The sequence below is a fragment of the Marinactinospora rubrisoli genome (genome assembly GCF_042664915.1).
GTDB classification, from domain to species: domain Bacteria; phylum Actinomycetota; class Actinomycetes; order Streptosporangiales; family Streptosporangiaceae; genus Marinitenerispora; species Marinitenerispora rubrisoli.
Genome location: NZ_JBHTBH010000011.1, coordinates 190,490 through 212,444, shown reverse-complemented (window position 1 = coordinate 212,444; position 21,955 = coordinate 190,490). Strand labels below are relative to the sequence as shown.

Below are 21,955 nucleotides of genomic sequence, written 5' to 3'. Positions count from 1 at the left end.
TGACCGGCCGCCGGGCCGTCCGCGCACCGGTGCCCGGACGACCTGCGGAATCGCCCGCCACGCCGAGCCGAAGCCGCGCCGCGCCCCCGGCAGCCGCCGCCCACCGGCGGCCGTGTCCCGGCCACCCGGTCCGGTCTCCGCGGACACCGAACCCAGGGCGTCGACGCCCCGGCCCCCAGGGGCGTTCCGGAATGTGAAGAAATGTGACGATGGCGACAAAACCGCAGGCGCCTCGCGCCCACCGGACCCGGTCCCGGCGGCGGAAAGTCGGTTGCCGCGCGGAACGGGGCCTGACTAACGTCGCGCCGTGAGCTACGAACACCCGTTGGCCTACCTGCTCGGGCTGGAGGGCATCGCCCTGCTGCGCGCGTTCGCCGGAGAGCACGACCGCGACTTCGTGGCGGCCCGGATCGCCGAAGTGCGCCGCCTGCTGGACGACCCCACGCTGGCCGGGACGGGCGTGGACGTCGACCGGGTCGACACGGTCGACGGATACCGGGTGTGGTCGCGGACCTACGACGACGGCCGCAACGGGGCGTTCGACATCGACGAGCCCCTGGTCACCGAGATCCTCGACGGCCTGCCGCCCGGCGTCGCCGTGGACGCCGCCTGCGGGACCGGCCGGTACGCGGCACTGCTCGCCGAGCGAGGCCACCGGGTCATCGGGGTGGACAGCTCACCCGAGATGCTCGCCCGGGCACGCGCGCGGGTTCCGGGCGGCCGGTTCCTCGTCGGTGACCTGCACCGGCTGCCGGTGGCCGATGCCGGCGCCGACCTCGTCGTGTGCGGCCTGGCGCTCACCCATCTCCCCGAGCTCGGCCCGGCGCTGGCGGAGTTCGCGCGGGTACTGCGCCCCGGCGGCCACCTGCTGATCGCCGACATGCACCCCGAACGGGTGCTGCGCAGCTCGATCCCGACCCTGCGCGACCGGGACGGCCGCCCTGGCCGGGTGGTCAGCCATCGCCACCTGGTCGGGGACTACCTGCGCGCCGCACTGGCGGCCGGCCTGCGGCTGCGCCGCTGCGAGGAGCCCGGGCTACCGCCGGCCCCGCCGCCGGAATCGCCGGGCCCGGCGCCGGCGCTCCGGACCACCGGGCCGTGGGAACTGTGGCCGTGGTCGCTGGCCGAACTGGTACCCGAGGCCGCACGCGCGGCCAACGCCGGGGTGCCGGTGCTCCTGGTCTGGCACTTCCAGGCCGAGGAGACCTGACCCCGGCCACCTCGGGTCCGCCCGCACACCGCCGACCCCGCGAAAGCGGCGCCGTGCCGCCACGGTGACCACCCGGCCCGCTCCGTCGCCACCGGGACCGGGCGAACAGGAGCGCGCCGCGACCGGCAGCCAGAGCGAGGGGACGCCGCGCTGTCGGGAGCCGACGGTGCACGTCCACGGGAGCCGGACGCGCGCCTCCGCGGTGAATTCATCACCGGTGTCCGTGGCACCCGCGGCCCGAGCGCGAAGGCGGCGGGGCACCGCGGCCAGTGGACCCTTGCCAGCGAATGGGACCCGCTCCGTCAGCCGCCCGGAGGCCGAGGGCGGGCCGGAGACCGTCCGGGCGTGCGTCCGTGCTCGTCCGCCGAATTTCGGGCCGTCGCCCACGACTCCCGGCGCATATGGCACGGGCGATCGTCGTCTCGGTCGCCGTCTGCGGGGCGGTACGGAAGAGAACGGTCCGGTCCCGCCCGTGCAGTGGCTGCGGGCTTCTGGTTCGCCGCTGGCTCGACTATGTCCGCGAGACGGAGCGGCCGACGGGGTCGGGGCTGGGATACCGGCCGGACCGGCGAAGAGGTGGTTCAGCCGCCGCGGTGGTGACCGTCAGCGTGACCACGGTCGCGGACTCAGGCGACCGCCTCGGACGTTGCCGATCACTCCGCCGAGACGGCACATGCGGAGCAGGCACCGGCGGCTGTCCTGGCGCGTCGCCCACGTTTCCCGGCGTGCCGCGGTGGCGGTGCCTCGTCCCAGCCCCCGACGCCGCCGGGCGGGGAGCGGGAACGCGCGGCGGATCCGGTCTGCGAAGGCGGTTACGGCGCCGAACCCGCTGCGAACTTGAGCGGACTTTTTCCCCGAACCCGTGGGGGCGGGAACGCCACGCGGCACGCACACACGAAGGACTCTGGAATGCGAACCTGCCAGCGATCCCTCGCCCTCAACCCGGCACGACCGGCTGATCAACGCACCCGTCAAACGCTAGGTGGTGGCTTACGGCCACTGAACAGCGCCCACCATTACCCATCAACGATCTAGCCTCAGTGCGACTCTGGGGGTGCGATGGTGTGCCCGTCCACCGCACCGTGGTGTCGCCATCGGGGGTGACCGTGATCGCGATCTCTGCCGGTCCGCCCTGTGGTCGCTCGGCGGACGGGAGCCGGCCAGAGGGCATCAGGATGCGCGTTGCTTCGCGCGTGGGACGAGGTTCGGGGCGTCGCCCACGTTCCCCGTGGTGAGCGGCAGCGACCTGCAGAGGAGTAAGGCAGCACAGGGCGCAGGCCCGGAGCGTGCAGGTGGGGACGCCTGCGAGCCCGGGCGTACCTGGGGCTGGGCGGTGGACGGCGGATCCGGGCAGGGCCTTCCGGTCGGGCCGGTGGCCGGTTCGTTCACAGCACCGCCGTGGTGGCCACCAGCGTCACCGTGGTCGCGGTCTCCGACAGCGCGCCCAGGACGTCGCCCGTCACTCCGCCCAGGCGGCGTACCGCGTGGCGGAGCAGCAGCACGGCGACCATCAGCCCGGCCGCCATCGCCGCCAGCAGGCCCGGACCGGCGAAGGCGATCGGCAGGACGGCCAGCGTGGCGACGACCGCGGCGCCGTGCGGCACCGTGCCGGCAACAAGGGCGCCCAGCCCCTCCGGGCGGGCCGCCGGGATCGTGGGGGTGCAGGACCAGGTGATCGCCAGCCGACCGGCCAGCACCGCCGCCACCACGCCGGCCGCCGCCGCGCCCGGTCCCGCGATCGCGAGCTGGCCCAGCGCCAGGACCTGGGCCAGCAGGGTCAGCACCAGCGTCACCACGCCGAACGGGCCGATGTCGGAGCGGCGCATCACCTCCAGGGCCCCCTCCGCCGGGCGGGCGCTGCCCAGGCCGTCGGCGAGGTCGGCCAGGCCGTCCAGGTGCAGGCCGCGAGTGAGCAGGGCCAGCGCCGCCACCGCGAGCAGCGCCGCCAGGTGCGCGGACAGCCCGCCCCACAGAGCCGCCGTCAGGACAAGGGCGGTGAGCAGGCCCAGCAGCCAGCCCACCAGTGGCGCCAGCACCATCGCCCGGCCGGCCGTCCGGCGGTCCACCCTGCCCACCCGGACCGGGAACACCGTCAGGGTGCCCACCGCCAGCCGCAGTCCGGGCAGCCGGTTCCCGGCGGTCGAGGTCACGGAAGCTGCAGGACGCGACCGGCCGTCACCAGTGCGACCTCCTCGGACTCCGCGGCGAGCAGCTGGTTCGTCCGGCCCAGCCAGTCGCGGAACATCCGGCCGCTGGCGGTCGCGGGAACCACCCCGGCCCCGACCTCGTTCGTCACCGCCACCACGTAGGCCGGGCAGTTGCGCCACGCCGCCACCAGTTCGGTGACGCGGCTCCACGCGACCTCCTCGGCGTCGGGCGGCGGGACGTCCTGCCACAGCCCGCAGTCCGCCATGACCCCGGTCAGCCAGGTGCCCACGCAGTCGAACAGCACCGCGCCCGTGGCCTCGGCGAGGACGGCGGCCACGTCGCCGGTCTCGATCGTGCTCCACCACCAGGGGCGGCGCTCCTGGTGGACCGCCACCCGTTTCGCCCATTCGGCGTCCCCGCCGGGCTGTGGCCCGGCGGCCAGATAGCTGACCTCCGGTTCGCCGAGCAGCCGCCGCTCGGCCTCGGTGGACTTGCCGGACCGCGCGCCGCCGGTGAGCAGTACCCGGTACGGACCGCGAATCCGCGGCGGCGGCCAGGTCGAGGGCGGGCACTGCAGTTCCTGGCCGTCCGACGGCGCGAGCACGCCCCACAGCCGGGCCCGCCGGGCGAACTCGGCCGGCGAGTGCACGCGATGGTCTCCGCCGAGCGCCACCACGGCGGTGGTGTTGCCCACCACTCCCGCGCGGCGCAGCGCGCCGATCGTCTCGGGCGACTCCACGACGTCCACGAGGGCCAGGTCTACCTCCCGCTCCGCAGCCGCTCGGGCTGGTCCCCGCTCCGCAGTCGCTTGGGCTGGTCCCCGCTCCGCAGTCGCTTGGGACTTTTCCCGCTCCGCAGCCGCTCGGGCTGACCCCCGCTCCGCAGCCGCTCGCGTTGGTCCCCGCTCCGCAGTGACGTCGGCCGGGCCGTGTGCCGCGGACGGGGCCGGGGTCCCCGGCACCGTGGAGGCGAACCCGGGCGGCGGGTCGGCCGCCGACGGCGCGGCGTAGAGCAGCCGCCCGCCGTCCGGGCCGTCCACCCGCAGTCCGAACGGGGTCTCGGTGACGATGTAGCCCGCCGGGACGCGTGCCGGTGCGACACCGGGCGCGGGCAGGGCGAACGCGTCGTCCACGGTCACCCGGACCGGCAGCCGGCGGGACTGCGTCGCGCGGTTGCAGGAGGCGCAGCGGCAGTGCGGAGCCGGCCAGCCCGCCGGACCGGCCGTCCCCGAGAGTCGGATGTGCACGCCCGCAAGGTATCAACTGCCAGCGCAGCGGCGGCCACCTGTGGTTAGGCTCGTGCTCGTTCGAGCCGGATGCGACGGAGGGTGATCCATGGCGTGGAGTTGGCGGTACGAGAGCGCCGAAGGGACCGTGCTGCGGGACGAGGCGCTGCCGGCGGAGCTGTTCTCCTCGCGCGGCGACGCCGAGAGCTGGCTGGGCGAGTTCTGGAAGGAACTGCGTGCGGGCGGGGCGGAGCAGGTTACGCTGCTGGAGAACGACGCCGCCGTGTACACGATGAGCCTCAGCGGGGCCGAGTAGCCGAAGGGCCGGAACCGCGCGCGGTTCCGGCCCGGGAACGCACGCACCGGGCCCGGCCGGTCCGTCGCCCCGTGGTCACCCGGCCGGTGCCGGTGTCACGGACGCTGCGCGGGGCTGACCGTGAGCGTGGGATCGCGCCGGACGCTGTCGCCGAGCACCTCGTCGATGCGCCGCAGCAGGTCGGCGTCGAGCCGGACGCCGGCCGCCCTGACGTTGTCGCGGACCTGCTCCGGCCGTGAGGCGCCGACGATGGCCGCCGAGACGTTGCCGTTCTGCAGCACCCACGCGATCGCGAGCTGGGCCATGGACAGTCCGGCCTCCTCGGCCAGCGGCCGCAGCTCCTGGACGCGCCGCACCGTCTCCTCGTCGTCCAGGAACCGGCCCATCACCTGGCGGCCGGTCTCGCCGCTGGCCCGCGAACCGGCCGGCGGCGTCTGGCCGGGCAGGTACTTGCCCGTGAGCAGCCCCTGGGCGATGGGCGACCACACGATCTGGCCGATGCCCTCGCGTTCCGAGACGGGGACGACCTCGGACTCGATGACCCGCCACAGCATGTTGTACTGCGGCTGGTTGGACACGATGCGGTCCAGCCCGAGCTCGTCGGCGATCTTCACCGCCCGCTCGATCTCCTCGGCACGCCACTCCGAGACGCCGACGTAGAGCACTTTGCCCTGCCGCACGAGGTCGTCGAACGCGCGGAGCGTCTCCTCCAGCGGCGTGTGGTGGTCGAACCGGTGCGCCTGGTAGAGGTCGAGGTAGTCGGTGCCCAGCCGCCGCAGCGACTCCTCGACGCCGCGGATGATGTGCTTGCGGGACAGGCCGCGGTCGTTGCGGCCCGGGCCCACGGGGGCGAACACCTTGGAGAAGATCTCCACACCGTCGCGCCGCTCGCCCTTGAGCGCCCGCCCCAGGACCTCCTCGGCGCGGCCCTCCGCGTAGACGTCGGCCGTGTCGAACGTGGTGACGCCCTCGTCGAGCGCGGCGCGCACGCAGGCGACCGCGGCCTCCTCCTCGACCTGGGAGCCGTGGGTGATCCAGTTGCCGTAGGCGATCTCGCTGACGACGAGTCCGCTGCGGCCGAGATGACGGAATTCCATGCCCGCAGGTTATGGCCGGGCCGTCGCACCGCACCACCGGAATGCCGTGGCCGTGCGGAACCTGGCCACGTGGCCGGGGGAAGGCGCGCCCCGCGACGCGCATCCGGCGCTGAGCGGAGCGGCAAGCTCAGCCCGAGCGGCGCGGCGTGGGGTCGTCGCCCGGCTTGAGGCGCGGTTTGGGCAGCCGCAGCCGGCGGATCTGGAGCTGGCGCATGGCCGCGTACATTCCGGCGCCGCGCACCGACTCGTTCGGGAAGTGCTGCGCGGCCTGCTTCTTCACCCGGGTGGCGGTGAAGGTGCCCTCGATCACGATCGAGGCCATCATCAGCGGCCACACGATGTAGGTCACGCCGAGCTGGAACTCGGGGAAGGGCAGGAAGAGCAGCACGATGATGGCCAGCGAGAAGTAGAGGAAGAACTCGCTGACGCTGCGCCGGGAGTCGACGTAGTCGCGGGCGAACGCGCGCACCGGACCCTGGTCCTGGGGGCGGAAGTACCGCTCGTCGCCCTTGGCGTACCCCTCGCGTTCGCGCTCGGCTTGCCGGCGCTGCCGTTCACGGTACTGCTTGTAGGCTTCCTTACGGGTCTGCGGCGCATTGAGCGGTCTGCGCAGATCCTTCTCCGCCTCCCGGCGTTTGGGGGTGGGCGTCCCCTTCTTGGGGGTGTACCCCCTGCGCTCGGCGGGGTCAGCGGTGTCAGGACCGGCAGGACCGGTCATGGCCGGCTCTTCGGATGCGGGAGCGGATCGACGTCGGAACACTCCTTCAGGGTAGCCGGTTTGCGCTTCATGGCGACCTGTCGCGGTAGCGCGTAGGGTTGGATAAAGCGCCCGCTGGGAACAGCCGATACGGACCGAGAAGGGGACGGCCGCGCCGATGAGCGTGTTTCAGCGACTTTCCATGATCTTCAAGTCCAAGGCGAACAAAGCCTTGGACTCCGTCGAGGATCCCCGAGAGACCCTCGACTACTCGTACCAGAAGCAGCTGGAACTGCTGCAGAAGGTCCGGCGGGGCGTGGCCGACGTCGCCACCTCCCGCAAGCGGGTGGAGCTGCAGATCCAGCAGCTGGAGCAGCAGTCCAGCAAGCTGGAGAACCAGAGCCGCGCCGCGCTCGGCCAGGGCCGCGAGGACCTCGCCCGCGAGGCCCTGACCCGCCGTTCCGGACTGCAGTCCCAGATCGACGGCCTGCGTCAGCAGCACGAGCAGCTGCAGGGCGAGGAGCAGAAGCTCACCCTCGCCGCCCAGCGCCTCCAGGCCAAGGTCGACTCCTTCCGTACCCGCAAGGAGACCATCAAGGCCACCTACACCGCCGCCCAGGCGCAGACCCAGATCAGCGAGGCCTTCTCCGGCATCTCCGAGGAGATGGGCGACGTCGGCCTCGCCATCCAGCGGGCCGAGGACAAGACCGCCGAGATGCAGGCCCGCGCCGGCGCGGTCGACGAACTGCTCGCGTCCGGCGCCCTGGACGACGTCTCGGGCGTGCAGAAGGACGACATCCAGGCCGAGCTGGACCGCATGGCCAGCACCAGCGGCGTCGAGCTGGAGCTGGAGCGACTGAAGAACGAGCTCGGGCAGGGCGGCGGCTCGACCACCCCCCAGATCGAGGGCGGCAGCACCGGCGCCACCGGCTCCGGCAACCAGGTGCAGCCCTACCGTCAGGGGGAGGGCGCGTGATCGTCCGGATCATGGGCGAGGGGCAACTCGACCTCACCGATGCCGACCTCGAACTGCTGAACGGCTTCGACGCCACCCTGGAGCGCGCCATCGAGGCGGGCGACGAGGCGCGGTTCCGCCAAGCGCTCACCGACCTGCTGGAGAAGGTGCGCAAGGACGGCAAGCCCCTGCCGGCCGACTCCCTCGAACCCTCGCAGTTCATCCTCCCGCACGCCGACGCCAGCATGGACGAGGTCCGCGCCATGCTCGGCGACGAGGGGCTCATCCCCGACGTCGGGTGACCGGCAGCGGCACCGCCGGTGTTCCCGCCGAAACGGGGCCACCGGCGCCACGTCCCGGGCGGCCGTACACGACAGCCGCCGTGCACCCCGGTGCACGGCGGCTGTGTGCGTATCGGCGCGGGCCGGTGCTCCACCACGCCCCGCCCGTTCCTCTTCCTCTCACCCGGCTCTCACCCGGTGCACCTAAGATCAGGAGAGGAAGCGCGAAAAGCGCGAAACGCCCAGGTGGCGGCGGGGGCACCGCCCCGGATCGTCCCCGGCCACCGCCCGGAACATCGGCGAAAGGCGCCCGCCGTGGCAGGATCCAAGTTCATTCCGGACCGCGGACTCACCACCCGTATGGTCCTGACGATGTCCCTGCTGGGCATCGTGTACGTCGCGTTCATCATCGCGCTCATCCTCGTCGGCCTGCACTGGGGGCTGGTCCTGCTCGTGGTCGGCGGCGTCGCCCTCGTGCAGTACTTCGCCTCGGACCGGATCGCCCTGTACTCCATGGGCGCCCGCGAGGTCGCCCCGGAGGAGGCGCCGGAACTGCACGCCGTCGTCGACCGGCTGTGCGCCATGGCCGACATGCCCAAGCCGCGGGTGGCCATCGCCGACACCGACGTGCCGAACGCCTTCGCCACCGGCCGCGACGAGAAGCGCGCCGTGGTGTGCGCGACCACCGGCATCCTGCGCCGCCTCGACCCGGTGGAGCTGGAGGCGGTGCTCGCGCACGAGCTGTCCCACGTGGCGCACCGCGACGTGATGGTGATGACCATCGCCGGATTCCTCGGGATCGTGGCCGGCTTCCTCACCCAGATGGGCCTGCGGTTCATGGCCTTCAGCGGGGGCGGCGGCAACCGGAACAACAACGGTCCGAGTCCCGCCGTGGTCGCGCTCGCGGTCGTCGTGGTCAGTGCGATCGTGTGGGCGCTCAGCTTCCTGCTCACCCGCATGCTGTCGCGTTACCGCGAACTCGCGGCCGACCGCGCCGCCGCCTACCTGACCGGCCGCCCCTCGGCGCTGGGCAGCGCGCTCACCAAGATCACCGGCGACATGGGCCGCATCCCGTCGCGGGATCTGCGTCAGGCCGAACCGTTCAACGCCTTCTTCTTCACTCCGGCGTTCTCGCGCAGCGGGTTCAGCCTCAGCCAGCTCTTCGCCACCCACCCGCCGGTGGAGCGGCGGCTGGCCCAGCTCGCCGACATCTCCCGCCGCCTCGGCCAGGGCTGACCTGCCCCGGCCGGCCGCGCCACCCAGGCCACGACAGGGAACACGAGAGGGAAGAGGACCGACGACGATGAGCTTTCTGCGGGCTCTGCTGGGCCGCTCCAAGCCGGTCAAGCCCGACCTGGACCGGCTGTTCGGCCTGCCGTCGGCGGCCGTCACCCTTCAGGCCACCGCCGGATTCCGGCCCACCGGAACCGGGTCGGTGGCGTTCCGCGCGGTCGAGGGCCAGGCGTTCGCGACGCTGCAGCGCGACATCACCGAGCTGCTGAACGCCGATGAGGGGCCCGCGGTGCAGCCGGTCACCGACGAGTACGGCTACACCTGGCTGGTGCTGCGCGCCGACCCCGCGAGCCCGTCGGGCACCGGCGATCTGGTCACCGACCTGCACGCGGTGAACTCCTCGCTGGAGTCGGCCGGGTACGGTCCCTCGCTGCTGTGCTCGCTCATCACCTTCCGCGACGGCGCCGACGGCACCGCCGACGCGGACGGCGGCGGCCGGTCGGTCGCCCTCGTGTACCTGTACAAGCGGGGCACCTTCTACCCCTTCGCCCCGCTCGGCGGGCAGCGGCGCGACACCGCCCTCGAACTGCAGATCGCGGCGGCCATCGGCGACGATCTCCAGATCGAGGCGGACAAGTCCCGCTGGTTCCCGGTGTACGGGGCGCCCGGTCTCACCGGGTGAGCCGCCGCGCCACGGGAACGGACGCCGACGCGCTCCCGCGCCTCCGCCGGGGTGCCGGTCGCCGGCCGGAATGTGGCGGCGTGCACACTGGACGCCGTGCGCATCGTTATCGCCCCTGACAAATTCGCCGGAACGCTGACCGCGATCGAGGCCGCCCGCGCCGTCGCCGACGGCTGGCGCTCGGCCGACCCGGACGCCGAGACCGAGCTCGTGCCGCTCTCCGACGGCGGGCCGGGCTTCGTCGAGGTCCTTCATGCCGCGCTCGGCGGCACCCTGGTCTCCCGCGAGGTGACCGGCCCGCTCGGCACCGCCGTCACGGCGCGGTACCTCCTCGACGGGGAGACCGCCTACCTGGAGAGCGCGCAGGCGTGCGGACTGCACCTCGTCCCGCCCGAGCTGCGCGACCCCGGCCGGACCACCAGCCGCGGCGTCGGAGAGCTGGTCGCCGCCGCGGTGGCCGACGGCGCGCGCACCGTGGTCATCGGCCTGGGCGGCAGCGTCACCAACGACGGGGGCGCCGGCATGCTCGCCGCGCTCGGCGCCACCCCGCGGGCCGGGTTGACGGGCGGCGCCGCACCCCTGGCCGCGCTCTCCGGCCCGGTGGACCTGGAACCGGCGCGCAGGGCCGTCGCGGGGGTCCGGCTGGTCGCCGCCACCGACGTGGACAACCCGCTGCTGGGCGAGCACGGCGCCAGCGCCGTGTTCGGCCCGCAGAAGGGCGCCGATCCGGAGCAGGTCCGGCGGCTGGACGCCGCGCTCGCGGCGTTCGCCGCCGCCACGGACCCCGCGGGTCCCGACGGCGGCCTGCGCGATGTCCCCGGCGCGGGCGCGGCCGGCGGTCTGGGGTACGGGCTGCTGCTGCTCGGCGGCACCGTGGAGTCGGGTGTGGCGCGGGTCCTGGCCGCGGTGGGCCTGGCCGGCCTGGCGGCCGCCGCCGACCTCGTGATCACGGGGGAGGGGTCCTTCGACTCCCAGTCGCTGCGCGGCAAGCTCCCGCACGGCGTCGCGCGTACCGCCGCCGCACACGGGGTGCCCTGCCTGGTGCTGGCCGGCCGGGTCGCGGTGGACCGCGACGAGGCCGCGGCGGCCGGTGTGACCGGCAGTTACGCGCTGATCGACTCCGCCGGGTCGGTGGAGGCGGCCCTCGCGCGCCCCGCTGAGGAACTGCGCGCGCTCGCCGCGGACGTGGCCCGTGGCTGGCGGGCCCGGCCCTGACCGGCGCCCCGGCGCGCGCCGCCCCCGCACGTGGCGGCGCGGCCGCGGACGACCTAACCTGGAGGACAGCACCATCGGCGTTCGCCGCCGACGGGCGCCGACCACGACCGGCGGGATTCGACCGGAATACTGCTGGAATGCGATGCGGCCCTCCGACGTTGGCCACATGTTGGAGGACACGTAGGTGTCAGCAGGTCGCCCCGGCGGCCGCCACCCCGTTTATGAGGAGCTTGCACATGACGGTTCAGAGCGAGGCCATCGCGCAGGGCGTCATCCTGACCGACGAGGCCGCCGCCAAGGTGAAGGCCCTGCTGGAGCAGGAGGGCCGCACCGACCTGCGGCTGCGCGTCGCCGTCCAGCCCGGCGGCTGCTCCGGCCTGCGCTACCAGCTGTTCTTCGACGAGCGCGAGCTCGACGGCGACCAGGTGTCGGAGTTCGGCGGCGTCGAGGTCGTCACCGACCGGATGAGCGCCCCCTACCTGATGGGCGCCACGATCGACTTCGTGGACACCATCGAGAAGCAGGGCTTCACCATCGACAACCCGAACGCGACCGGCTCCTGCGCCTGCGGCGACTCCTTCAACTGACGCACGGCAGCGCCGCGGCCCCGCCGGGGCCGGGGGCGCCGCTCAGGCCCGCCGGCTCCCGCCGCGCGGGCCTGCGCCGTTACGGGAGACCGGAAGCGGGTTCGCCACCGCTTCCGATCCTTGAGGTCGCGCTCGGTAGGCTTGGCAGCCTGTTCCGCTTCCGAGACCAAGGAGCCCTCCGCCGTGCGCATCGCGGTTACCGGATCCATCGCCACCGACCACCTGATGACCTTCGAGGGGCGGTTCGCCGAGCAGCTCATCGCCGACCAGCTGGAGCAGGTGTCGCTGTCGTTCCTGGTGGACGAGCTGGAGGTGCGGCGGGGCGGGGTCGCCGCCAACATCTCCTTCGCCCTCGGCCGCCTCGGCCTGCACCCGGTGCTGGTGGGCGCCGTCGGCGCCGACTTCGACGAGTACCGCTCGTGGCTGGAGCGGCACGGTGTGGACACGTCGGGGGTGCACGTCTCGGAGATCCGGCACACCGCACGCTTCGTCTGCACCACCGACCGTGACCACAACCAGATCGCCTCCTTCTACGCCGGTGCCATGGCGGAGGCGCGCAACATCGAGCTGTGGCCGCTCGCCGAGCGCAGCGGCGGATTCGACATCGTGCTGATCGGGGCGGACGACCCCGAGGGCATGCTGCGGCACAGCGACGAGTGCCGCGACCGCGGGATCCCCTTCGCCGCCGACCCCTCCCAGCAGCTCGCCCGCATGGGCGGACCGGAGGTCCGGCGGCTGATCGAGGACGCCGCCTACCTGTTCACCAACGAGTACGAGAAGGCGCTGGCCGAGCAGAAGACCGGCTGGAGCGAGGCGGAGGTCCTCGACCGGGTCGGGGTCCGGGTCACCACGCTCGGCGCCAAGGGCGTGCGCATCGACCGCCGGGGTGAGCCGCCGCTGCACGTCGAGGCCGCCACCGTGCGCACCAAGGTCGACCCCACCGGCGTGGGCGACGCGTTCCGCGCGGGCTTCCTGGCCGGCCTGGCCTGGAACCTGCCGCTGGAGCGGTGCGCGCAGGTCGGCAACGCGGTGGCCGCGCACTCCCTGGAGGTGGACGGCCCGCAGGAGTACCACCTCACCCGCGACTCACTGCTCGACCGGATCGAGATGTCGTACGGGGCCGAGGCCGCCGGCGAGGTCGCGCCGCATCTGTGATCGCGGACGGCGCCCACCGGCCCGGCGACCGGCGGGCCGGCGGGCGTCTCCGGTCGCGTTCGGCGCTTCAGCAGTGCGGGGCGCGGTGGGTGAGGAGTTCGTGCAGCGCCCGCTCCAGCTCGCAGGTGGAGCGGGCGGGACCGCTCCACGGCAGCCGGACGAGCACCGGCCGGTCCTGGTCGTAGGGGGCGACCCACAGCGTGAGGCCGTGGCGGTCGAGCTCCCACAGCCAGGCCGAACCGACCGGAGCCGCGGGGATCTCCCGCAGTACGGCGGTGAGATCGTCACGGTGGCGGTCGTTGACGTGGCCGATGATGCGCTCGGCGGCACTGGTGAGCGGATCGGGGGTGGTGTCGCGGAAGTCCGTGCCGTCGATCACGCCCGCGCTGTCGTAGGTCTCGTACAGCACCGTGGCCGGTTCGACCCGGGCCAGCAGTGGCGCGTCCCCCTCCACGGTTGTGGGATGATGATCGACTGCGGCGAGCAGCTCCTCGTCCGGGACGCGTTCCCAGACGGCGAGGGCTGCTTCGCGGCGCTCGCCGGTGGGGACGGCCGACACCCGGCCTTCGCACCACAGACGAGCGCGTACAGTAGGTGTCCGACCCACATGTCGCAGCGCGGACAGGCCGATTCCGACCATCAGGTCGGGCCGGCCGTGCCGGGCCGTCCGCAGTGCCGAGTGCAGCGGGCTGTCGGCCTGGAGCAGCAGTACCGCGCGACCGACGTGATCGACCGCCCCACGCACGCTGAAATGCGCGGTGGGATCGTCTGCCAACGCCGCCGTGGTGGGGGTCGCCGTGGCGGCAAGGGAACGCACCCGTTCGAGTTCGGACGGGCCGGGCTGTCGCATGACACCTCCTAGACTTAGGCAAGCCTTACCTAGGATTCCCGCTTTCGCAAGTGACTAACGACGGAGGACGTGAATGCGCTACACCGGACCGAAGGTGCGGTTGTCCCGGCGCGCCGGTACCCCGCTGACCCGTAAGGCGGTCAGCTACTTCGAGAAGCGGCCCTACCCCCCCGGCGAGCACGGCCGCCGTGTGCGTCGCTCCACCAGCGACTACGCCGTCCGGCAGGCCGAGAAGCAGAAGCTCCGCTGGTACTACGACCTGTCGGAGAAGCAGCTCGCCCGCGTCTACGAGACCGCCAAGAAGCGGCCGGGACGTACCGGTGAGGAGATGATCGCCGAGCTGGAGCTGCGCCTGGTGACGGTCGTGCTGCGCGCGGGCTTCGCGGCGTCGATCTACGCCGCGCGGCAGTTCATCAGCCACGGCCACATCACCGTGGACGGCAAGAAGGTCGACATCCCGTCGTACCAGGTCAAGCCGGGCCAGATCATCAGCGTCCGCGAGAAGTCGCGGAACATGGTGCCGTTCGTGGAGGCCGCCGAGGGCGTGCACGCGGACGACAAGATCGCCGGTTTCCTGGCCGTGAGCCACCAGGACCTCCGTATCGCGGTGGTCGACCGCCCCAAGCGTGAGCAGGTGCCGGTGCCCTTCGACGAGCAGCTCGTCGTCGAGTACTACGCGCGCTGACGCGCAGACACGAAGGCCGCGCGACCTCCTCGGTCGCGCGGCCCTTTTGCTGCTCCTTCCACCCGGCGCCGGCCGGAAGGCGGCCCGGCGCTGCCTCAGCGGTCCGTCAGTACATTCGCCGAATGTGGAACGCGCTGCCGTGCTGCAGCGGGACCTCGGCGACGAACTGCTGCATCTTCAGCCGGCACCACGACGGGATGTCGCTCTTGGCCGCGGGGTCGTCGGCGGTGACCGCGATCACCGAGCCGATCGGGACCTCCCGAAGCCGCCCGGCGAGCATGATGATCGGGATCGGGCACTTGCGGCCGATCGCGTCGATGGTCAGCACTGGCTGCTCCGGCACCGGAACTCCTTCTGCACTGGGCTCGTATCCCAATCTTTACCCACGTGGGCGGCTAACCGGCACCCGGTTAAGGGCGCCGTAAAACCAGCGGTAATCTCGCTGTAGCCCGCACCGGCGACCCGAGGCCGAGCGACATGGACCGGAGGCGAGCCGGCGGCGGGCTGGGCGACACGAACGCGATACCGCGCCGCCGCGGTGGTGGACCCGAGGTGGCCGCACGTCGGCGGCGCCGTGCTGACGGCTCGACCGTGCGGAGAACGCGGGACGCCGACTCGGCGGGGCGCCGTGCCCCGGCGTCCCCCGACCCGCGCGCCGCGCCCGCTCCGCCTGGACGGGCGGCCGGACAACACGCTCACCCCGGGCGCCCGCGACCGGGGGCGCGGGCGGTTCGCGCTAGTGTTTCCCGTTGACAAGCTTTGGATATACCACCCGCCCGCGCGCCGCGCGGGCGATCACCGCTGGGAAGGCAATCCGTGAGTCCGACCCGCCATAGGAATCGGCGCAACGCGCTGCGCCGATGGGCACCACGTGGCGCCGCGCTCGCCGCGTTGGGCATTGCCGCGACCGGCTGCGCGTCGAACGAGTTCACTCGTTTGGGTGTGCCGGAGCCGATCACCGAGCAGGCCGAGCGCGTGCTGGCGCTCTGGCAGGGTTCGTGGGTGGCGGCCTTCGCGGTCGGCATTCTCGTGTGGGGACTGATCATCTGGTCGGTCATCTTCCACCGCAAGCGCTCCGAGCAGCTCCCGCCGCAGGTGCGCTACAACCTGCCCATCGAGGCGCTGTACACCGTTCTGCCCATCGTCGTGATCGCGGTGCTGTTCTACTTCACCGCCCGGGACCAGACCTATCTGCTGGAGACCGACGAGCCGGCCGACGTCAACATCCACGTGAACGCCTTCCAGTGGAGCTGGCAGTTCGTTTACGAGGGTGAGGAGGACATCAACGGCCACGACGTCTCCGTCGCCGGTGTCCCCGGCGACGACCCGGAACTGGTCATCCCCAATGACAGCGTCGTCCACTTCGACCTGGAGTCGCCGGACGTCATCCACTCGTTCTGGATCCCGGCGTTCCTCTTCAAGATGGACGTCATCCCGGGGCACCCCAACGAGTTCCAGGTCCGGGTGAACCCCGACGTCGAGGGCACCTTCGCCGGTCGCTGCGCCGAGCTGTGCGGTGTCGACCACTCCCGCATGCTGTTCACCGTTCGGGTGGTCAGCCCCGAGGAGTACGAGGCCTGGATCGCGGAGCAGCGGCAGAACCCCGAGGCGCTGCCGGAGCCCGTTCCGGCCCAGCCCAGCCCGGCGGCCGAGGAGAGCCCGGCCGGACAGCCGGCCGGCTCGCCCTCCCCGGCGGCCGGTGAGGAGCCCGGCGCCGCGGATGAGGAGCGGACCGGTGGCGACACCGGCGCCTCCGCCACCGAGGCGGAGTCGGACGAGCAGGAGGCCCGGCAGCCTGACCAGGCGGAGCGGGCCGAAGAGGAGGCGGACCAGTCATGACGGCCATCGCCGAGAAAGCGGTGCGCCCGGCCGAGTCCGGGCCGACCCGCAAGGGCTCGATCATCGTCAACTGGCTGACGTCGACCGACCACAAGGTCATCGGGTACATGTACCTGATCACCTCGTTCGGTTTCTTCATCTTCGGCGGCATCCTCGCCCTGCTCATCCGCGCCGAGCTGTTCCTGCCCGGCATGCAGATGATGACGAACGAACAGTTCAACCAGCTGTTCACGATGCACGGCACGATCATGCTGCTGATGTTCGCGACGCCGCTGTTCGTCGGCTTCTCGAACATCATCATGCCGCTGCACATCGGGGCGCCCGACGTGGCGTTCCCCCGCATGAACCTGTTCGGGTACTACCTGTACCTGTTCGGCAGCCTCATCGCGGTGGCCGGGTTCCTCACCCCGGGCGGCGCGGCGAGCTTCGGCTGGTTCGCCTACACCCCGCTGTCCGACGCGGTCCGCTCGCCGGGCCTGGGCGGCGACCTGTGGATCCTGGGTCTGGTCGTCAGCGGTCTGGGCACGATCCTCGGTGCGGTCAACTTCATCACCACGGGCCTGTGCATGCGCGCGCCCGGTATGACGATGTTCCGCATGTCGATCTTCTCGTGGAACACGATGCTGACCAGCGTGCTGGTGCTCATCGCGTTCCCGGTGCTGACCGCCGCGCTGATCGCGCTGGCCGCCGACCGTATCGTGGGCACCCAGGTGTTCCTGCCCGAGCACGGCGGCGCCATCCTGTGGCAGCACCTGTTCTGGTTCTTCGGCCACCCCGAGGTGTACATCATCGCGCTGCCGTTCTTCGGTATCGCGACGGAGATCCTCCCGGTGTTCAGCCGCAAGCCGATCTTCGGCTACAAGAGCCTCGTCGGGGCGACCATCGCCATCGCCGGCCTGTCGGTCACCGTGTGGGCGCACCACATGTTCCCGACCGGCGCGGTGCTGCTGCCGTTCTTCTCGTTCATGACCTTCCTCATCGCGGTGCCCACCGGCGTGAAGTTCTTCAACTGGATCGGCACCATGTGGCGCGGACAGCTCGACTTCAAGTCCCCGCTGCTGTTCACCGTGGGCTTCATGGTGACCTTCCTGTTCGGCGGTCTGACGGGCGTGCTGCTGGCCTCGCCGCCGATCGACTTCCACGTCACCGACACCTACTTCGTGGTGGCGCACTTCCACTACGTGGTCTTCGGCACCGTGGTGTTCGCGATGTTCGCCGGCTTCTACTACTGGTGGCCGAAGTTCACCGGCAAGATGCTGAACGAGAAGCTGGCCAAGGCGCACTTCTGGCTGCTGTTCCTCGGTTTCCACGGCACGTTCCTGGTGCAGCACTGGCTGGGCGCGGCGGGCTTCCCGCGGCGGTACGCCGACTACTCCGCCGCGGACGGCTTCACCGGCATGAACCAGTTCTCCTCGATCTCGTCGTTCGTGCTGGGCGCCTCCACCCTGATCTTCTTCTGGAACGTGTGGATCACCCACAAGAACGCGCCCAAGGTCGAGGTCGACGACCCGTGGGGGTACGGCTGCTCGCTTGAGTGGGCGACCTCCTGCCCGCCGCCGCGGCACAACTTCACCTCGCTGCCGCGGATCCGGTCCGAGCGCCCGGCGTTCGACCTGCACCACCCGCACGCGGCCGCGCCCGGCGCGGTCCCGGCCACCGTCACCGGCGACAAGTAGGGGAGGAGGAGTTCCGGCATGAAGATGCAGGCGTATCTGTTCATGGGGGTCTCGACCTTCTTCGGGGTCTGTGCGGCGCTCTACGCCTACTGGGCGTGGGCGGTCGAGGGCCACATCGAGTGGACGGGCACCGTCGCGCTGGTGGTCTCCATCGCCTTCGGGTGGATGATCGGCTTCTGGCTGTGGCAGGCCGCCCGGCGCAGTGAGCGCCACCACGGCCTGGCTCCCGAGGAGCGGCTGGACGGCGAGATCAGCGAGAACGCCGGCGAGTACGGCTTCTTCAGCCCGCACAGCTGGTGGCCGCTGTTCGTTGCGGCGTCGGTGGCCTTCACGGCCGTCGGTGTGGCGATCGGCTGGTGGATGGTGTTCATCGGCGGGTTCGCCATCATCCTCACGGCCATCGGCTGGGTCTTCGAGTACTACCGCAAGGAGTTCCAGCACTGAGCTGACCCGACCACCGAGCGGTCTCTGTCCGTTTTAGCGACAGATTGACTGATCTGTGACCCCGGTTGGGCACCTTTTTCCACGGAGATCGGTGCCTTGCCGGGGTATTCTCATTTGGGCGGTCGAGACCTCTTGATGCAGGTCGTCCCCCTTGGTCGCTCCTGGCAGTGCTTGTGGTTCTTGTCGGTTTTCTCGGAACCTGCGTGCTCGGTTACGCGTCCAACCGGACCGAAACGCACTGGTCGAGCAGATGCTGGAGGTCGCACGCGTGAACGGCAGCGCATTCCCACCGTCGCTGCGCCGGATGGGTGTCGGACTGGCCGTGGGGGGCCTCCTCCTCGCCACGGCCTGCTCCGGTACCGGAGCCGACACCACTGGCGCCGAGGGCGGCGGCGACGCGGTCGAACTCCAGATCAGCCCTGAAGACGGCGCCGCCGAGGTGCGCCCCGACCTTCCCGTCACGGTGACCGCCACGAACGGCACGATCACCGACGTGAAGGTGGAGCAGACCGCACCCGAGGGCGCGGAGCCCGCCGCCGAGCAACCGGAGCGGTCACCGGAGGACGCCGCCGGCCTGGACGCCATCACCGGAAGCCTCAACGAGGACAAGACCGAGTGGGTCAGCGACTGGACCCTCACCCCCGGCAGCGAGGTCACCGTCACCGCGACGGCCGAGGACGCCGATGGCGAGACCACCGAGGTGGTCAGCTCCTTCTCGACGCTGCCGGCCACCGAGGGCCAGCGGCTGGAGCTCGCCTCGAACTTCCCGCTCAGCGACGAGACCGTCGGCGTCGGCATGCCCATCATCGTCAACTTCGACCTGCCGGTGCAGAACAAGGCCCAGGTCGAGGCGGCCATGGAGGTCGTCTCCGAGAAGCCGGCCGTGGGCGCCTGGAACTGGTTCGGCGACCAGACCGCGGTGTTCCGCACCGAGGAGTACTGGGAGCCCGACCAGAACGTCACGGTGAACCTGCACCTGGCCGGAGTGCCGGCCGCCGACGGCGTCTACGGCGTCGAGAACTACCAGATCGACTTCCAGATCGGCCGTGAGCAGATCACCACGGTCGACAACGACACGCACCAGGCGGTGGTCGAGAGCGGCGGCGAGACCGTCCGCGAGTTCCCGATCAGCAACGGCAACGGCTCCACCCGGGCCTACACCACCACCAGCGGCGTGCACCTGACCATGGAGAAGTACCAGCACCTGGTCATGGACTCGGCCACGGTGGGCATCCCCGAAGGCCACCCGGACTACTACAAGCTGGACGTCGACTACGCGGTCCGCTTCTCCAACAGCGGCGAGTTCCTGCACGCGGCCCCCTGGAACGGCTCGCTCGGCCAGGCCAACCTGAGCCACGGCTGCACCAACGCCAGTACCGAGGACGCCCGCTGGTTCTACGAGAACTCGCTCATGGGCGACCCGTACGTGGTGACCGGCACCGACCGCGAGCTGGAGGTCGACAACGGCTGGGGCTACTGGCAGCGCTCCTGGGATGAGTGGCTGGAGAACAGCGCCGTCGGGGAGCCGGACGCCACCGACGAGCCCGGCACCCCCGGCAGCCCGTTCGGCGCCGAGGCGGACGCCCAGGTGTCCCCGGCCGCGAGCTAGCCGCAGAGCCTCTCCCGCCCTTCACGGGAGTACATCCTACGGCCCCCCGGAGCGGACGCTCCGGGGGGCCGTCCGGTGTTCTGAGGTTCCGCGCGTCCCCGCCGTCCCGCGCGGGCGGACACCGGCGAGGGGGCGCGCCGGATGCCGCGCGGAGCGGCTCGGCGTCCCGTGCCGGCCGCCGACCCGAGGACGCCCGGGCCGTCTCTCCCGAGCGTCCGGTCCGGTACGGGGCCGTCTCCGGCCGGACGGCTCGCTCTCGCCGCCGCCGGGTCCCGCCCGCACCCGTCCCACGTCCACCGTGGACGACACGAAGGCCCGGAGCCCCATGCGGGGTCCGGGCCTTCGGTGAACGGTCCTGCACGGCGCTCAGCGCGCCGCTGCGGGCCGTCAGTGGGTCTTCGCGGGTTCGTGCTCGCCCTCGTCCGCCGCGGCCGTGCTGTGGCCGTGGTGGAGGTGGTGCCCGCTGTGCGGCCGGACGCCCTCGAAGGAGATGTTGTCCTTCGTGTACCAGTGCGCCAGGCGGTTGCGGAGGCGGCCCATGATGCTGCGGGCCTCCGGCGACTCCACGCCCTCCTCGTCGGCGGCCTCCACGTCGATCCGGGGCACCGGCTGCTTGCTCTGCAGCACGTGCACCGTCTCCGGGGACGACGTCTTGTGCACCTCGATGAACTCACCGCTGGGCAGCTGCTCGATGGTGCCGCTCTCGTAACCGTGCTCCAGCGTCTCGCGGTCCCGGCGCTGCAGGCCGAGGCAGATCCGCTTGGTGACGATGAACGCGACGATCGGCCCGGCGATGACGCTCACCCGGAAGATCCAGGTGGTCAGGTACAGGTTGATCGAGAACGTCTCCGAGAGGATGTCGTTGGAGCCGGCCAGCCAGAGCAGGCCGTACACCGTGGCCGCCGCGACGCCGAGCGCCGTGCGGGTCGGGGCGTTGCGCGGACGGTCCGCGACATTGTGGTGCGCCCGGTCGCGGGTGATCCACTGCTCGATCCACGGCCAGGCGATGAGCGCGATGGCCAGGACCCCGATGCTGCCCAGACCCGGAACCAGCACGCCGACCGGCACCGCGTACCCGGCGATGTCGAAGTCGAACCAGTTCGGGAAGATGCGCAGCGCGCCCTCCATGAAGCCCATGTACCAGTCGGGTTGCAGACCCGAGGTGATGGACGTCGGAGTGAAGGGCCCGAAGAGGTGGATCGGGTTGATCTGCACGAAAGCGCTGAGGCCCACGATGACCGCGAACGTGAAGAAGAAGAACCCGCCCGCCTTGACGGCGAACGCCGGGTACATGGGCGTGCCCACGACCTTCTTCTCCGTGCGCCCGGTCCCCGGGTACTGCGTGTGCTTCTGGTGCCACAGGATCATGAAGTGCGCCACGATCAGCGCCAGCAGGATGCCCGGGATCAGCAGAATGTGCAGCATGTACAGCCGCGGAATGATGTCCTCGCCGGGGAACTCCCCGCCGAACAGGAACATCATCACGTAGGTCCCGATGACCGGGATCGACAGGATCACACCCTGCAGAATGCGCACGCCCATGCCCGAGGGCAGGTCGTCCGGCAGCGAGTAGCCGAAGAGGCCCTCGACGAAGGACAGCACCAGGATGATGGCGCCGATGGTCCAGTTGATCTCCCGCGGCTTGCGGAAGGCACCGGTGAAGAACACCCGGAGCATGTGGACCGTCATGGACGCCACGAAGATCAGCGCCGCCCAGTGGTGGATCTGCCGCATGAGCAGGCCGCCGCGGACGTCGAACGTGATGTGCAGCGTCGAGGCGTACGCCTCGCTCATCAGCACGCCGTTCAGGCGCTCGTAGGAGCCGTCGTAGACGATCTCCGTCATGCTCGGCTTGAACCACAGGGTGAGGAACACCCCGGTGAGCAGCAGGATGATGAACGAGTAGAGCGCGATCTCGCCCAGCATGAACGACCAGTGGTTCGGGAAGACCTTGCGCAGGTTCTTCTCGCCCGTCTTGGACAGGTGGAACCGGTCGTCGATGAAGTTGCCGACCGCGCGCAGCGACTTGGGTGCCGGCGTGTCACTCATTG

General features: G+C 71.5%; 21 protein-coding genes. 14 read left to right on the top strand and 7 right to left on the bottom strand.

The features are described from left to right. Positions 1 to 307: 307 nt before the first annotated feature. Complete coding sequence (locus ACFQRF_RS21985) at positions 308 to 1,210, top strand: class I SAM-dependent methyltransferase (RefSeq protein WP_379873042.1); 903 nt, start codon at positions 308 to 310, stop codon at positions 1,208 to 1,210. Positions 1,211 to 2,595: 1,385 nt separating this feature from the next. Here ACFQRF_RS21985 and ACFQRF_RS21980 read toward each other — a convergent pair. Next, positions 2,596 to 3,360 (bottom strand): adenosylcobinamide-GDP ribazoletransferase, encoded by a 765-nt coding sequence (locus ACFQRF_RS21980; RefSeq protein ID WP_379873041.1) that lies wholly within the window; start codon positions 3,358 to 3,360, stop codon positions 2,596 to 2,598. Beyond that, positions 3,357 to 4,496: a bifunctional adenosylcobinamide kinase/adenosylcobinamide-phosphate guanylyltransferase gene (locus tag ACFQRF_RS21975; RefSeq protein ID WP_379873059.1), complete on the bottom strand. Its 1,140-nt coding sequence runs from the start codon at positions 4,494 to 4,496 to the stop codon at positions 3,357 to 3,359. The genes ACFQRF_RS21980 and ACFQRF_RS21975 overlap by 4 nt, the downstream gene beginning before the upstream one ends. Positions 4,497 to 4,692: 196 nt before the next feature. On the opposite strand from ACFQRF_RS21975, the gene ACFQRF_RS21970 reads away from it, so the two are divergent. Continuing rightward, positions 4,693 to 4,899 (top strand): hypothetical protein, encoded by a 207-nt coding sequence (locus tag ACFQRF_RS21970; RefSeq protein ID WP_379873040.1) that lies wholly within the window; start codon positions 4,693 to 4,695, stop codon positions 4,897 to 4,899. A 95-nt stretch (positions 4,900 to 4,994) separates the two neighbouring features. On the opposite strand, the gene ACFQRF_RS21965 is transcribed toward ACFQRF_RS21970, so the two are convergent. Both ACFQRF_RS21965 and ACFQRF_RS21960 read right to left on the bottom strand, forming a co-directional pair. Continuing rightward, the gene (locus tag ACFQRF_RS21965) at positions 4,995 to 5,996 is read right to left on the bottom strand and encodes an aldo/keto reductase family protein (RefSeq protein WP_379873039.1); all 1,002 of its coding nucleotides are present in this window, start codon (positions 5,994 to 5,996) and stop codon (positions 4,995 to 4,997) included. 127 nt (positions 5,997 to 6,123) lie between these two features. Next, positions 6,124 to 6,714: a DUF3043 domain-containing protein gene (locus tag ACFQRF_RS21960; protein WP_379873038.1), complete on the bottom strand. Its 591-nt coding sequence runs from the start codon at positions 6,712 to 6,714 to the stop codon at positions 6,124 to 6,126. 157 nt (positions 6,715 to 6,871) lie between these two features. Here ACFQRF_RS21960 and ACFQRF_RS21955 point away from each other — a divergent pair, with 157 nt between their 5' ends. The 7 genes from ACFQRF_RS21955 (at position 6,872) to ACFQRF_RS21925 (ending at position 12,801) form a co-directional block, all read left to right on the top strand. After that, positions 6,872 to 7,669: a PspA/IM30 family protein gene (locus tag ACFQRF_RS21955; RefSeq protein ID WP_379873037.1), complete on the top strand. Its 798-nt coding sequence runs from the start codon at positions 6,872 to 6,874 to the stop codon at positions 7,667 to 7,669. Beyond that, positions 7,666 to 7,950: a PspA-associated protein PspAA gene (gene pspAA / locus ACFQRF_RS21950; protein ID WP_379873036.1), complete on the top strand. Its 285-nt coding sequence runs from the start codon at positions 7,666 to 7,668 to the stop codon at positions 7,948 to 7,950. Before ACFQRF_RS21955 ends, pspAA begins: the two co-directional genes overlap by 4 nt. Before the next feature lie 294 nt (positions 7,951 to 8,244). Then, a complete protein-coding gene (htpX, locus tag ACFQRF_RS21945) occupies positions 8,245 to 9,165 on the top strand; it encodes a zinc metalloprotease HtpX (RefSeq protein WP_379873035.1) in 921 nt (306 codons plus the stop codon). A 67-nt stretch (positions 9,166 to 9,232) separates the two neighbouring features. Next, positions 9,233 to 9,844 (top strand): PspA-associated protein PspAB, encoded by a 612-nt coding sequence (gene pspAB, locus ACFQRF_RS21940; protein ID WP_379873034.1) that lies wholly within the window; start codon positions 9,233 to 9,235, stop codon positions 9,842 to 9,844. Positions 9,845 to 9,940: 96 nt separating this feature from the next. Beyond that, on the top strand, positions 9,941 to 11,059 hold the full coding sequence (locus tag ACFQRF_RS21935) for a glycerate kinase family protein (RefSeq protein WP_379873033.1): 1,119 nt from the start codon (positions 9,941 to 9,943) through the stop codon (positions 11,057 to 11,059). A gap of 236 nt (positions 11,060 to 11,295) precedes the next feature. Continuing rightward, a complete protein-coding gene (locus ACFQRF_RS21930; protein ID WP_379873032.1) occupies positions 11,296 to 11,646 on the top strand; it encodes a HesB/IscA family protein in 351 nt (116 codons plus the stop codon). A 183-nt stretch (positions 11,647 to 11,829) separates the two neighbouring features. Continuing rightward, entirely contained in the window at positions 11,830 to 12,801 is a 972-nt protein-coding gene (locus ACFQRF_RS21925; RefSeq protein WP_379873031.1) for a carbohydrate kinase family protein, read from the top strand. Positions 12,802 to 12,868: 67 nt separating this feature from the next. Here ACFQRF_RS21925 and ACFQRF_RS21920 read toward each other — a convergent pair whose 3' ends face one another. Beyond that, positions 12,869 to 13,651, bottom strand: coding sequence for a DUF2470 domain-containing protein (locus ACFQRF_RS21920; RefSeq protein ID WP_379873030.1), 783 nt, complete (start codon positions 13,649 to 13,651; stop codon positions 12,869 to 12,871). 73 nt (positions 13,652 to 13,724) lie between these two features. On the opposite strand from ACFQRF_RS21920, the gene rpsD reads away from it, so the two are divergent. Then, the gene (gene rpsD / locus ACFQRF_RS21915) at positions 13,725 to 14,336 is read left to right on the top strand and encodes a 30S ribosomal protein S4 (RefSeq protein ID WP_379873029.1); all 612 of its coding nucleotides are present in this window, start codon (positions 13,725 to 13,727) and stop codon (positions 14,334 to 14,336) included. A 106-nt stretch (positions 14,337 to 14,442) separates the two neighbouring features. On the opposite strand, the gene ACFQRF_RS21910 is transcribed toward rpsD, so the two are convergent. Continuing rightward, complete coding sequence (locus ACFQRF_RS21910) at positions 14,443 to 14,679, bottom strand: sulfurtransferase TusA family protein (RefSeq protein ID WP_379873028.1); 237 nt, start codon at positions 14,677 to 14,679, stop codon at positions 14,443 to 14,445. 473 nt (positions 14,680 to 15,152) lie between these two features. On the opposite strand from ACFQRF_RS21910, the gene ctaC reads away from it, so the two are divergent. From ctaC to ACFQRF_RS21890, 4 genes are all read left to right on the top strand, one after another. Continuing rightward, positions 15,153 to 16,175 (top strand): aa3-type cytochrome oxidase subunit II, encoded by a 1,023-nt coding sequence (ctaC, locus tag ACFQRF_RS21905; protein ID WP_465262339.1) that lies wholly within the window; start codon positions 15,153 to 15,155, stop codon positions 16,173 to 16,175. Continuing rightward, the gene (ctaD, locus tag ACFQRF_RS21900) at positions 16,172 to 17,851 is read left to right on the top strand and encodes an aa3-type cytochrome oxidase subunit I (protein ID WP_379873026.1); all 1,680 of its coding nucleotides are present in this window, start codon (positions 16,172 to 16,174) and stop codon (positions 17,849 to 17,851) included. The genes ctaC and ctaD overlap by 4 nt, the downstream gene beginning before the upstream one ends. An 18-nt stretch (positions 17,852 to 17,869) precedes the next feature. Further along, entirely contained in the window at positions 17,870 to 18,295 is a 426-nt protein-coding gene (locus tag ACFQRF_RS21895; protein WP_379873025.1) for a cytochrome c oxidase subunit 4, read from the top strand. A 268-nt stretch (positions 18,296 to 18,563) separates the two neighbouring features. Then, positions 18,564 to 19,904 carry a L,D-transpeptidase gene (locus tag ACFQRF_RS21890; RefSeq protein ID WP_379873024.1) on the top strand — a complete coding sequence of 447 codons (1,341 nt, stop codon included), beginning with the start codon at positions 18,564 to 18,566 and terminating at the stop codon, positions 19,902 to 19,904. A gap of 387 nt (positions 19,905 to 20,291) precedes the next feature. Here ACFQRF_RS21890 and qcrB read toward each other — a convergent pair whose 3' ends face one another. After that, positions 20,292 to 21,953, bottom strand: a complete 1,662-nt coding sequence (qcrB, locus tag ACFQRF_RS21885) for a cytochrome bc1 complex cytochrome b subunit (RefSeq protein WP_379873023.1) — start codon at positions 21,951 to 21,953, stop codon at positions 20,292 to 20,294. Positions 21,954 to 21,955 lie beyond the last annotated feature (2 nt).